This window comes from Enterobacter cloacae complex sp. IR5450, from assembly GCF_049238665.1.
GTDB classification, from domain to species: Bacteria; Pseudomonadota; Gammaproteobacteria; order Enterobacterales; family Enterobacteriaceae; genus Enterobacter; species Enterobacter hormaechei_C.
Map to the genome: position 1 here is coordinate 39,714 of NZ_JBMKIC010000010.1, position 13,272 is coordinate 52,985.

The window sequence follows — 13,272 nt, forward strand, 5'->3', positions numbered from 1 at the left end:
GAGTGTGAACGTAGGTGGAATAAGGCGTAGCCGCCACCCGACAAAATCAACGGCGCGATCTCACAACCTGATAGCGACGGGTAAAATACTCAAACGGCGCGCTCCACACGTGCACCAGGCGGGTGAACGGGAAGATAAGGAAGATCGTCATCCCCAGCACCAGATGCACGCGGAAGATCGGCGCGACGCCGCTCAGCATTTCCGACGAGCCTCCCTTAAACGTCACGATCCCCTGCGCCCAGCCGACCAGCTTCATCATCTCGCTTCCGTCAGGATACTGGGCGGAGAAAGGAATGGTCGACAGCCCAAGGATGCACTGAAGCAGCAGGATACTCATGATGATAATATCCGGCGTGGTGGACGTGGCGCGCACCCGCTGGTTGAACAGGCGGCGGATCAGCAGCATAGAGCCGCCAATCAGCGTTAGCACCCCGCAAATACCCCCCGCAATCATGGCTAACTGCTGTTTAACCGCGATGGGTAAAAACCAGGCGTACATCCAGTGCGGGGTTAACATGCCGAACAGGTGCCCGAAGAAGATCCCCAGAATGCCGATATGAAACAGGTTCGAAGCCCAGTTCATCCCGCGCTTGCTGAGCATCTGGCTCGACGAGGCGCGCCAGGTGTACTGCCCGTAGTCGTAGCGCAGCCAGCTGCCAAGGAAAAAGACGGTGGCGCAGATGTACGGATAAATGTCATAGAAAAACACGTTCAGGTAATGAGTCATTTTGGGCCTCCGGCGCTGACGTCCACGTACTGCGGCGCGACGTCCTGGCTAAAGCGTCGTTGATATTGCTGCATCGGCGAACTGTCGCACGATGTGGCGTTGTCTTCGATAAACTTGACCTGTTCCTCTTCCCACACGGCGTCCAGCGCCTGACGGGTATCATCCCGTATTTCACCGGACACCTGTTTCGCCACGCTGTCGCTGGAAAGCCGTGTTTCCGCCAGCGACAGCAGGGCGTCAAACAGCTGGTAATGCGCGACCTCGCGCTGTTTCAGGCGGCCTCCAATCAGCGCCAGTATAGGCGCGACGTTTTGCAGCCCTTCACGTGCCTCGTCGTCGCTGACGATACTGAGATATTCCAGATAGAGCGGCAGATAGTCCGGCAGCTCGCGGCAATCCAGCTCCAGCCCGGCTTTCTCATACTGGCTCATCAGGTCGACCATCGCCTGACCGCGATCGCGTGACTCGGCGTGAACGTGCTCGAACAGCAGCAGCGACGTTGCGCGTCCCCGCTCGAAGACTTCACACCATTCGGCCTGCTTATCCAGCAGCGGGGCGCTCAGGTGCTGCTGCGCAAACGGCAGCAGCATGGGCGCATCCTGTTCCACCAGGGAAAGCGCTTCGTCACGGTTTTCCCACAGCAGCTCATCGGGATACTCAATGAGCAGCGCGATGATTTTGAGGATTTGCATTACTCTCCCTCCCCGTGATCGCGCACTTCGGTGATGTTGATCGCGTCGATGCGGCTGCTGTTGAAGAGGTTGAATTTTGTGTCGGAGCCGTGACAGCCGTCGCCGAAGGTGAAGCCGCAGCCGTTTTTCTCCGGGAAAGCGTCGCGTGCCATTTCGCGGTGGCTGGTGGGGATCACGAAGCGGTCTTCGTAGTTGGCAATCGCCAGATAGCGGTACATCTCTTCAACCTGCGCTTCGGTCAGGCCGACCTCTTCAATGGCGCGGGTATCGGTCACGCCTTCCACGGTCTGGGAGCGCTTGTAGTGACGCATTGCCATCATGCGCTTCAGGGCGCGCAGCACCGGGCCGGTATCGCCCGCGCTGAGCATGTTTGCCAGGTACTGCACCGGGATGCGCAGGCTTTCTACCGCAGGCAGTACGCCGTCGCTCTGCGGCAGACCACCCGCGTCCGCGTAGGACTGAATCGGTGACAGCGGCGGCACATACCAGACCATCGGCAGGGTGCGGTATTCCGGGTGTAGCGGCAGGGCGAGCTTCCAGTCCATCGCCATTTTGTAAACCGGGGAACGCTGTGCCGCGTCGATGACGTTCTGCGGAATACCCTGTTTCAGCGCTTCCTCAATCACCGCCGGATCGTTCGGGTTAAGGAACACGTCGCACTGGCGCTCGTACAGATCGGTTTCATGCTCGGTGCTGGCCGCCTCTTCAATGCGGTCTGCGTCATACAGCAGCACCCCGAGATAGCGGATGCGTCCGACGCAGGTTTCCGAGCAGACAGTCGGCTGGCCGGACTCGATGCGCGGATAGCAGAAGATGCACTTCTCTGACTTGCCGCTTTTCCAGTTGAAGTAGATTTTTTTGTACGGACAGCCGCTAATGCACAGACGCCAGCCGCGGCATTTGTCCTGGTCGATCAGCACAATGCCGTCCTCTTCGCGCTTGTAAATTGCACCGCTCGGGCAGGTGGCGACGCAGCTCGGGTTCAGGCAGTGCTCGCACAGGCGCGGCAGGTACATCATGAAGGTGTTTTCGAACTGGCCGTACATCTCTTTCTGGATCTTCTGAAAGTTTCGATCGCGGGCGCGTTTTTCGAACTCGCCGCCCAGCAGCTCCTCCCAGTTTGGTCCCCAGACGATCTTATCCATCCGCTTACCGTCGATCAGCGAACGTGGGCGGGCGGTAGGGAGGTGATCCCCCTCCGGGGCGCGGTGCAGATCCTGGTAATCGAAGGTGAAAGGTTCATAGTAATCGTCAATCTGCGGCAACACGGGGTTGGCGAAAATTTTCGACAGGACGCCCATTTTTCCGCCGAGGCGTGGGGTCAGCTTGCCGTGAATACCGCGGATCCAGCCGCCTTGCCACTCATCCTGATCTTCCCAGTTTTTCGGATAGCCGATGCCGGGTTTGGTTTCGACGTTATTAAACCACGCGTACTCCATCCCTTCGCGCCCGGTCCAGACGTTCTTACAGGTGACCGAGCAGGTGTGGCAGCCAATGCATTTATCGAGATTCAGTACCATGCCAACCTGTGAGCGTATTTTCATTTTTTCGCCTCCTGTACCTGATCCCGACCTTCGCCGTCCAGCCAGTTAATGTTTTTCATTTTGCGGATCATGATGAACTCGTCGCGGTTCGAGCCGACGGTGCCGTAATAGTTGAAGCTGTACGCCAGCTGCGCGTAGCCGCCGATCATGTGGGTCGGTTTCGGGCAGACGCGGGTAACCGAGTTGTGGATCCCGCCGCGCCGTCCGGTTACTTCTGAACCCGGAATGTTCAGGATTCGCTCCTGAGCGTGGTACATCATGGTCATGCCCGGCGGCACGCGCTGGCTGACCACCGCGCGGGCGGTGAGGGCGCCGTTGGCGTTGAAGGCTTCAATCCAGTCGTTGTCCTCAATGCCCAGCTCGCGCGCGTCGGTTTCGCTGATCCAGACGATGGGCCCGCCGCGCGACAGGGTCTGCATCAGCAGGTTTTCGCTGTAGGTGGAGTGAATGCCCCATTTCTGGTGCGGCGTCAGAAAGTTAAGCGCTTTTTCAGGGAAGCCGTTCGGCGGGATCTCGCGCATATGGGTGACGCTGCGGGTATCAATCGGTGGACGATAGGCCACCAGACTCTCCCCGAAGGCGCGCATCCAGGCGTGATCCTGATACAGCTGCTGGCGGCCCGAAATCGTGCGCCATGGGATCAGCTCGTGAACGTTGGTGTAGCCCGCATTATACGAGACGTGCTCGCTCTCAAGGCCGGACCACGTTGGGCTGGAGATAATTTTGCGCGGCTGCGCCTGAATATCGCGGAAGCGGATTTTCTCATCTTCTTTGTTCAGCGCCAGATGGGTGTGATCGCGCCCGGTCAGTTCGCCGAGGGCTTCCCAGGCTTTGACCGCGACCTGACCGTTAGTTTCCGGGGCAAGGGCGAGGATCACCTCTGAAGCATCAATGGCGGTCTCGATGCGCGGACGGCCTTTGGCCGGGCCGTCGAGCTTGACGTAGTTGAGCTTGCCGAGGAAATCGACCTCATTCTGGGTGTTCCACGATATGCCTTTTCCGCCGTTGCCGAGCGTGTCCAGCAGCGGGCCAAGCGCCGTAAAGCGCTCGTAGGTTTCCGGATAGTTGCGCTCGACGACTGCAATGTTTGGCGCGGTTTTGCCGGGGATCAGATCGCACTCGCCTTTGCGCCAGTCCAGAATATCAAAAGGCTGCGACAGCTCCCCCGGGGAGTCATGCTGTAGCGGCTGTAGCACCACGTCAGTTTCGGTGCCGAGATGCCCTACGCACACTTCAGAGAACACCTTAGCGATGCCCTTGTAAATCTCCCAGTCGCTGCGGGACTCCCACGCCGGGTCAACGGCGGCGGAGAGCGGGTGAATAAACGGATGCATGTCCGAGGTATTCATATCGTCTTTTTCATACCAGGTGGCGGTGGGCAGGACGATATCCGAGAACAGGCAGGTGCTGGACATACGGAAATCAAGCGTCACCAGCAGATCCAGCTTGCCCTCAATGGCGGCGGTTTGCCATTCCACCTCTTCAGGTTTCACGTCGTCCGTTGAGCCTAAATCCTCACCCTGGATACCGCTCTCGGTGCCAAGCAGGTATTTCAGCATGTATTCATGGCCTTTCCCGGACGAACCGAGCAGGTTAGAACGCCAGACGAACAGGTTGCGCGGGTGGTTCTTGCCGTTGTCCGGCTGTTCGCAGGCGAAGCGAATATCACCCGATTTTAACGCCTGCACGGTGTAATCCTGCGGCGACATCCCGGCGGCGTCGGCGCGAGCTTTCACGTGCAGCGGGTTGAGGTTGAGCTGCGGCGCGGAAGGGAGCCAGCCCATACGCTCGGCGCGGACGTTGAAATCAATCAGGTGACCGGTAAACTTCGATGCGTCTGCGAGGGGAGAAAGCAATTCCCTTGCGGTGAGCTTCTCATAGCGCCACTGGTTGGCGTGGTTGTAAAAGTACGATGTGCTGTTCATCTGGCGCGGCGGACGGTTCCAGTCCAGCGCGAAGGCCAGCGGCAGCCAGCCGGTTTGCGGGCGCAGCTTTTCCTGGCCGACATAGTGCGACCAGCCGCCGCCGCTCTGCCCGACGCAGCCGCAGAAGACCAGCATGTTGATCATCCCGCGGTAGTTCATGTCCATGTGGTACCAGTGGTTCACACCGGCCCCGAGAATGATCATCGACCGTCCGTGGGTCTTTTGCGCCGTGTCGGCAAATTCACGGGCGATTTTTTCTATCAGATAAGCGGGGACGCCGGTAATTTGTTCGCCCCAGGCCGGGGTGTAGGCTTTTATCTCGGCGTAGTTTGTCGCCGCGTTACTGTCTTCCAGACCGCGATCGAGGCCGTAGTTTGCGAGCACCAGATCGTACACGCTAACCACGCGTCTCTGGCTGCCGTCGGCCAGCGTCAGGGTTTTACTCGGTACTCGGCGCGTCAGCACCGGCTCCTGCTTCACGCTGCGGAAATGCGGGTTCTCGTTGCCCCCGAAGTAAGGGAAGGCCACGTCTGCCACGCTGTCGTGGGTGATGAGCAGGGAAAGCGTCAGCTCGGTTTCCTGTCCCGCGGCCAGCGACTCCAGGTTCCATTTGCCTTTTTCACCCCAGCGGAAGCCGATGGAACCATTCGGCGCCACCAGATTTCCGGCCACGTCAAAGGCGATGGTTTTCCACTCCGGATTATTGGTTTCACCCAGCCCGTCGGCCAGATCCGACGCGCGCAGCATGCGGCCCGGCACCACGCGACCGTCAGCCTGTTCATCCAGCAGAACCAGCATCGGCATGTCGGTGTAGCGGCGGCAATAGTTGAGGAAGTAATCGCTCGGGTTATCAAGATGGAACTCTTTGAGGATCACATGCCCCATCGCCATGGCAAGGGCGCTGTCGGTACCCTGTTTGGGGGCCAGCCATTGGTCGCTGAGCTTTGCCACCTCCGAGAAGTCCGGCGTAATGGCGACGGTCTTGGTGCCTTTGTAACGCACTTCGGTAAAGAAGTGGGCGTCCGGGGTACGCGTCTGCGGCACGTTCGAGCCCCAGGCAATGATATAGCTGGAGTTGTACCAGTCCGCCGATTCCGGCACGTCGGTCTGTTCGCCCCAGGTCATCGGCGACGCCGGAGGCAGATCGCAATACCAGTCATAGAAGCTCAGGCAGGTGCCGCCGAGCAGGGAGAGATAGCGCGTACCGGCGGCATAAGAGACCATCGACATGGCCGGGATGGGGGAAAAACCGGCTACCCGATCCGGGCCGTAGTTTTTGATGGTCCAGACGTTGGCGGCAGCAATCAGCTGGTTAAGCTCTTTCCAGTTTGAGCGGATAAAACCGCCTTTACCGCGCGCCTTCCTGTAGCTCTGCGCTTTCTGCGGATCGTTCTGAATGGCGTCCCAGGCCAGCACCGGATCGGTATGCTGCGCCAGCGCCTCGCGCCAGAGTTCGATCAGCCGACGGCGCACCAGCGGGTATTTCAGGCGGTTGGCGCTGTAGAGATACCAGGAGTAGCTTGCGCCGCGCGGGCAGCCGCGTGGTTCGTGGTTAGGCAGGTCAGGGCGGGTACGCGGGTAGTCGGTCTGCTGGGTTTCCCAGGTCACCAGGCCATTTTTGACATAAATCTTCCAGCTACAGGAGCCGGTGCAGTTAACGCCGTGGGTGGATCGCACAATTTTATCGAACTGCCAGCGTTGACGGTAGCTGTCCTCCCAGTCGCGGTTGGTGTGGTACACCTGCCCGTGCCCATCGGCGAAACTGTCGCCTTTTGTTTTGAAGTAACGGAAGCGGTCCAACAGTTTGCTCATGACATTTCTCCTGCTTCGATAGCATGGCCGGAGGGTGAGGCATCACGCTCCGGCGAAGATGTAGTTATTATTTTTGTGAGGATTTGCGGCCGTACACCAGCCAGGTGACGAGCACGCAGACGATGTAAAACACGAGGAAGACTTTCATGGCGCCCACCGGGGATCCGGTCATCGCCAGGGATGTGCCAAAGGCTTTGGGAATAAAGAACCCGCCTACCGCACCGATGGCAGAGATAAAGCCCAGCGCGGCAGCCGTTTCGGTCACCGCTTCATGCTGTGCCTGTTCGTCGCTCCCGCCCTGTTTTTTTACGCGGTCGAGGGTGATTTGGCGAAAGATAATCGCGATCATCTGGAAGGTCGAGCCGCTGCCCAGGCCTGCGGTCAGAAACAGGCCCATAAAGACCAGATAGAAGGCGATAAAACTGCCTGAACCAGACCCGGGGAGCGTCAGGAAAATCAGGGCGCTAAAGATGGCCATAAAGACGAAGTTGATCAGCGTCACCCGTACGCCGCCCAGCCTGTCTGAAATCATCCCGCCAGCCGAACGCGCCAGGGCGCCAATCAGCGGGCCAAAGAAGGCGAGGTGGAGGATATTTACGTCCGGAAACTGGGTTTTCGACAGCATGGCAAAGCCTGCCGAGAAACCGATAAACGAGCCGAAGGTTGCCAGATAAAGCAGGCTCAGCAGCCAGAGGTGAAAGCGCTTAAGTACCGGAAGCTGGCTGGCAATGGATGCTTTCGAGCTGGCGATGTCGTTCATGCCAAAAAACGCCGCAAGGGTGGCCAGAATCAGCAGCGGCGCCCAGATCCACGCCGCGTTCGCCAGCCACATCGTCGAGCCATCCTCCTGGGGGACGCCGTGAACGCCGAGAAAGGTAAACATCGGCAGGAAAATCACCAGCGGCGCAACCAGCTGCATCACGCTCACACCCAGGTTACCCAGCCCGCCGTTAATGCCCAGCGCGCTGCCCTGTCTGGCTTTCGGGAAGAAGAAACTGATGTTTCCCATGCTGGAAGCGAAGTTGGCGCCGGCAAAACCGCACAGCAGTGCAATGATGATAAAGACCCAGTAAGGCGTGGCGGTATTCTGGATGGCGATCCCAAGCCAGACACAGGGTACGACCAGGATAACGGTGCTTAACACGGTCCAGTAACGCCCGCCAAATATCGGCACCATAAAAGAGTAGGGGACACGCAATATCGCGCCGGAGAGAGAAGGTAATGCCGTTAGCATAAAAAGCTGATCGGTGCTGAAATTAAATCCGACCTTATTAAGGTTTACCGCAATAGCGCTAAACAACATCCAGACACAAAACGCGAGAAGCAAACACGCCACGGAAATCCACAGGTTTCTTCGTGCGATATGTTTCCCTTTATTCTCCCAAAATTGCGCATTTTCCGGTTTCCAGTTACTCAACAGATGCTGGTTACTCTTCTCGCTTTGATGTGACATATCACCCTCTTGCTTACCCAAGTGGAGAGAAAAAATTAAATAAAAACAGAAAGATACCTGTCGATAGCTCGTAGGAATTATTGGATGTTATGGGATACATCTGAAAGGATAGATAAAAAAGCGAATCCCTGAGTTTGGAATGGGAATCTGGGTTCGCTTTATGTGTTACTAATTGTAACTTTTTGCGGAAATTAATACCCCGATGGGAGTATTAAAACAATTCGAGGGAGATAAGTTTATCCAGATGCTTATTAAAGGCCGCGTCGTCCATTTCAGGCATATTTAATACGTATATGCCATCCAGGCCACATACCAGACCAATTAAACGCCAGGCGATATTTTCCGGCTGGTCAGCAAGCGTAAAGGCGTTGGCCTCCGCCCCGGCCCTGATAATCGCAACCGTTTCCTGGTGCCACATCTCCATAGTCAAAACGTAGGCGCCTTTAATATCGCTATCCCGGCTGGCGAGAATTTGCGCCTCTCGCCACAGCCGAATGTAGGGCTCAAACCCGCCGTCATCGCTGCCGAGCATGGCATGCAGGCGCTCGCGCCAGCCAGCGTTTTCGCCAACGATTTCAGCATCCAGCAAATCGCGGATTAGCCGGACAAACGCCAGCGACTTAAGCTCGCCCGCCGACGCAAAGTGGTGATGCAACTGCCCGGTGGCGACGCCCGCTTCGGTGGCGATGCGGCGCACGGTCATTGCAGCGAATCCTTCGGTCAGCGCCACGCGCATCGCGGCCTGGAGGATCCCTTCCCGCCGCTCGTCCTTGCTCAGATAACGCATAATTTCTCACTCTCAATGGCAACGAAACGAGTGTAACAAAGAGCTGGACAAGTGTTCAACTTTACGTAGGATCGCAATCTGGACACGTGTCCAATTTTTAACTGAAAAGGAAATTTATGTTTCGTCAGTGGTTAGCGTTAGTGATTATCGTGCTGGTATATATCCCGGTGGCGATTGACGCGACGGTGCTGCACGTGGCGGCGCCAACATTGAGCATGACGCTGGGTGCCAGCGGCAACGAATTGTTGTGGATTATTGATATTTACTCGCTGGTGATGGCGGGGATGGTGCTGCCGATGGGCGCGCTGGGCGATCGCATAGGTTTTAAGCGCCTGCTGATGATCGGCAGCGTGCTGTTTGGCCTGTCATCGTTAGCGGCGGCTTTTGCGCCGTCCGCGGGCTGGCTGATTGCCGCCCGCGCGTCGCTGGCGATAGGCGCGGCGATGATTATTCCGGCTACGCTTGCAGGGATCCGCACGCTGTTTATTGATGCGCGGCACCGTAATATCGCCCTCGGCGTCTGGGCTGCCGTTGGGTCGGGCGGCGCGGCGTTTGGCCCGCTGATTGGCGGCATGCTGCTGGAGCACTTTTACTGGGGTTCGGTGTTCCTGATTAATGTGCCGATCGTGCTGATGGTGGTTTCGCTTGCTGCGCGCTTTGTGCCTGCTCAGCAGGGTCGGCCCGAGCAGCCGCTCAATATCAGCCATGCCATTATGCTGATTGTGGCGATTTTACTGCTGGTCTATAGCGCCAAAACCGCCCTGAAAGGGGTGCTGTCGCCGTGGATGGTGACCATTACGCTGCTTACCGGGGCGGTGATGCTGTTTATCTTCGTCCGTATCCAGCTGCGCGCGCGCGTACCGATGATCGACATGCGTCTGTTTTGCCATCGCATTATTTTAAGCGGCGTGGTCATGGCGATGACCGCCATGATTGCGCTGGTGGGCTTTGAACTGCTGATGGCGCAGGAGTTGCAGTTCGTGCATGGTTTTACGCCGTTTGAAGCAGGGATATTTATGCTGCCGGTGATGGTGGCGAGCGGATTTAGCGGGCCGATCGCGGGCGTGCTGGTCGGGGGTCTGGGGCTGCGCATTGTCGCGGCCGGAGGCATGGGGCTAAGCGCAGTCAGTTTTATCGGCCTGTCGATGCTTGATTTCAGCACCCAACAGTGGCAGGCGTGGAGCCTGATGGTGCTGTTGGGCTTCAGTGCCGCCAGCGCACTGCTGGCATCGACGTCAGCGATCATGGCTGCCGCGCCGAAAGAGAAAGCGGCCGCCGCAGGCGCGATCGAAACCATGTCCTACGAGCTGGGCGCTGGTCTGGGGATCGCCATTTTCGGTTTGCTGTTAACCCGCAGCTTTTCGGCGTCTATTGTACTGCCGCAGGGGCTGAGCGCGTCGCTGACCGATAAAGCCTCGTCGTCCATCGGTGAAGCGATGAAGGTGGCGCAGGAGCTGACGCCGTCGCTGGCCGAGCCGGTGATGACGGCGGCGAAAACTGCGTTCATCACCTCGCACAGCGTGGCCCTGGGCAGTGCGGGAGGCATGCTGCTGATTCTGGCGGTCGGGATCTGGTTTAGTCTGGCGAAGGTCGGAGGGCAGCAGTAATAAAAAAGGCCAGCCGCGAGGGCTGGCCTTTTGAACTAACAGATCTTAGAACTGGTAGGTCAGACCCACAGCCACGATGTTGTCGGTAGCCACTTTGGCATCTTTGGTGAACTGGCTGTCATCCACGAGGTTGATTTTGTAATCAACGTAGGTGGACATGTTTTTGTTGAAGTAGTAGCTCGCGCCAACGTCAACGTATTCAACCAGATCCTGGTCGCCATAAGAACCGATGTCTTTACCTTTGGATTTCAGGTAAGCGATGGATGGACGCAGACCGAAGTCGAACTGGTACTGCGCCACAACTTCGAAGTTCTGCGCTTTGTTGGCAACGTGACCGTTACCGAACGCCGTCATGTTGCGGGTTTCAGAGTAGGTGGTTGCCAGGTAGATGTTGTTCGCATCGTACTTCAGGCCAGCAGCCCACACTTCTGCGTTTTCGCCACCGGCGTTCAGGTCGCTTGCAGCACGAACCTGACGGTCGGTACGGTCAGATTTCGCGTAGGTCGCACCCACACCGAAGCCGTCGAATTCATAGGTAGAAGAGAGACCCCAGCCGTCACCGTTGGATTCGGTGATCTCTGAACGGTCGTTTTTACCCTGGTACTGAGCAGCCACGTTCAGGCCGTCAACCAGACCAAAGAAGTCGGTGTTACGGTAGGTTGCAACGCCAGTGGTACGGCCGGTCATGAAGCCGTCAGTCTGCGTCCAGGTATCGCCACCGAACTCTGGCAGAACGTCAGTCCACGCGCCGATGTCATAAGCCACACCGTAGTTACGACCGTAGTCGAAGGAACCGAATTCATCGAATTTCAGACCAGCGTAGGCCAGACGGGTTTTGTTGCCGTCGGAACCTTGAGCTTCGGAGCGATTGCCCTTGAACTCATATTCCCACTGGCCGTATCCGGTCAGCTGATCGTTGATCTGAGTTTCACCTTTGAAGCCCAGACGAACATACGTTTTGTCGCCGTCGCTACCAGCATCATCAGAAAAATAGTGCAGACCAGTAACTTTGCCGTACAGATCCAGTTTGTTACCGTCTTTGTTAAAAACTTCAGCCGCGTTAACAACGCCAGCTGCCAACATGGAAGTCACTGCCACTGCAACTAATTTAAGTTTCATCTTAAATAATCCTTATAATTTTATTTAGGTATTTCCTAAGCCACCTGAGCGATTTTTAAACGAGGCTTATCGTCAATGGCAGACTATTTTTAAAATTCCGTAGACTGCTTTCAATAATAAGTTTCAAAATATTAAAGACAATTTCAATTAGTGTGATCCTGATCGGGTAAATTACCCTTAAATCGCTCAATCAGGTTAATATATAGACATAAATTGATTATTAACAAAGCACGATAATATGGCTGTAAATTATTGTCGGACGTTTTAGTTTTTCGGGGGAATTAAAGGAATTTGACAGAGAGTATCAACGTGTGGGGCGCGATAACATCTTGTAAAACAGCGGATTATGAATTTTTCGGTGAGCCAATGTCTGTTTTCAAAGTGAAATATTCAGAAATAAACTATTGCACTTTGTGCTATATAGCGGGGTAATATTGGCGCTGAACTAATTACCTGTGTTGTCAGTTTATGTCAACTTCCACAACGGCTCTGGCTATCTGTGGGCATTCTATACAGAAATTTTAGTTGTCTCGAATGTTACTAATTATATTCGAGGGTGTGATCACATATTAAAAAATTGTTAATTTTGTGCCGGGCATATTGGGTACCCGGCAAAAAATAAAAATACTATTTGCGGGTGGCATACCAGCACAGTAACGATCCGGCGCACACCATTAATGCCCCTTGCCAGAATGAGAATGAAAGCGGAGAGCTCAGCACAATAGCCGCCAGCGCGGCGGAAAGAACGGGCGTGAAATAAGAGACAGCCGCAAGCACCGTGACGTTACCGTGAAGAATACCGATATTCCAGGCGGCGTAGCCAAAGCCAAGCGCAACCCCACACATCAATAGCTTCACCACAACCGGGACGCTGAACACCATTTCGGGCTGATCGCTGACGGCATATTTGACCCACAGGCTCAGGGCGGTCAGCAGGACGAAAAGGGTAATGCCATTTTGCCCTTTGGCATACTTGCTGGTGACGGTGCAGTAGGCGGCCCAGATAAAAGCGCCAGCAAACGCCAGCCCATAACTCAGCGGACTTGAAACGACGTTCTGCATGATGTCATTCAGTTGCAGACCGTTTTCGCCACCTAAAACCCAGCACACCCCCAACAGCGAGATGAGAAGCCCAGGGATGACCCACAGGGTGGATTTTTGCCCGTTGAACAAAATCGCGAAGGCAATCGTCAGGCTTGGCCACAGATAATTGACCATACCGACTTCAATCGCCTGTGAGCGCGTCGCGGCATATCCCAGCGACAGGGCCAGGCACATCTCATAGCTGACAAACAGGATGCTGCCCGCAAGAAGATAGCGCCTGGAAAAACGCCGAAGATCGGGAAAACCCACCGTTACCAGACACAGCAGCCCGCTGACGGTGTAAATCATCGCCGCGCCGCCCACCGGGCCCAGTCCTTCACTGACGCTGCGGATGAGACCCACCATGGTGCTCCACAGCAATATGGCCGCCAGGCCTGTCAGCGTTGCTCTTTTTCTGTCCATTACCCTGCCAGTCTTCAAAAAATCAAAGGAAAAACTTATAGCATCTATCCGCTTCACCTGGCGAATTTTCTACGGGGTAGATACCCCGAAAAGAGTAGCA

The 13,272-nt window shown here is 56.2% G+C and carries 9 protein-coding genes; 1 reads left to right on the forward strand and 8 read right to left on the reverse strand.

The window, feature by feature from the left end:
* Window positions 1-46: 46 nt before the first annotated feature.
* From narI to ACOTYB_RS10435, 6 genes are all read right to left on the reverse strand, one after another.
* The gene (gene narI / locus ACOTYB_RS10410; RefSeq protein ID WP_003857027.1) at window positions 47-727 is read right to left on the reverse strand and encodes a respiratory nitrate reductase subunit gamma; all 681 of its coding nucleotides are present in this window, start codon (window positions 725-727) and stop codon (window positions 47-49) included.
* The gene (narW, locus tag ACOTYB_RS10415; RefSeq protein ID WP_023324683.1) at window positions 724-1,419 is read right to left on the reverse strand and encodes a nitrate reductase molybdenum cofactor assembly chaperone; all 696 of its coding nucleotides are present in this window, start codon (window positions 1,417-1,419) and stop codon (window positions 724-726) included. Before narW ends, narI begins: the two co-directional genes overlap by 4 nt.
* Window positions 1,419-2,963, reverse strand: a complete 1,545-nt coding sequence (narH, locus tag ACOTYB_RS10420) for a nitrate reductase subunit beta (protein ID WP_003857031.1) — start codon at window positions 2,961-2,963, stop codon at window positions 1,419-1,421. Before narH ends, narW begins: the two co-directional genes overlap by 1 nt.
* A complete protein-coding gene (locus ACOTYB_RS10425; RefSeq protein WP_409248852.1) occupies window positions 2,960-6,700 on the reverse strand; it encodes a nitrate reductase subunit alpha in 3,741 nt (1,246 codons plus the stop codon). Before ACOTYB_RS10425 ends, narH begins: the two co-directional genes overlap by 4 nt.
* A 67-nt stretch (window positions 6,701-6,767) precedes the next feature.
* Window positions 6,768-8,153, reverse strand: coding sequence for a NarK family nitrate/nitrite MFS transporter (locus ACOTYB_RS10430; protein ID WP_003857034.1), 1,386 nt, complete (start codon window positions 8,151-8,153; stop codon window positions 6,768-6,770).
* Window positions 8,154-8,364: 211 nt separating this feature from the next.
* Entirely contained in the window at window positions 8,365-8,940 is a 576-nt protein-coding gene (locus ACOTYB_RS10435; protein ID WP_045342981.1) for a TetR family transcriptional regulator, read from the reverse strand.
* A gap of 116 nt (window positions 8,941-9,056) precedes the next feature.
* Here ACOTYB_RS10435 and ACOTYB_RS10440 point away from each other — a divergent pair, with 116 nt between their 5' ends.
* A complete protein-coding gene (locus ACOTYB_RS10440) occupies window positions 9,057-10,547 on the forward strand; it encodes an MFS transporter (protein ID WP_409248853.1) in 1,491 nt (496 codons plus the stop codon).
* 45 nt (window positions 10,548-10,592) lie between these two features.
* Here ACOTYB_RS10440 and ompC read toward each other — a convergent pair whose 3' ends face one another.
* Window positions 10,593-11,666, reverse strand: a complete 1,074-nt coding sequence (gene ompC, locus ACOTYB_RS10445; RefSeq protein WP_023314189.1) for a porin OmpC — start codon at window positions 11,664-11,666, stop codon at window positions 10,593-10,595.
* Between the two features lie 627 nt (window positions 11,667-12,293).
* Window positions 12,294-13,172 carry an aromatic amino acid DMT transporter YddG gene (gene yddG, locus ACOTYB_RS10450; RefSeq protein WP_023314188.1) on the reverse strand — a complete coding sequence of 293 codons (879 nt, stop codon included), beginning with the start codon at window positions 13,170-13,172 and terminating at the stop codon, window positions 12,294-12,296.
* Window positions 13,173-13,272: the final 100 nt, after the last annotated feature.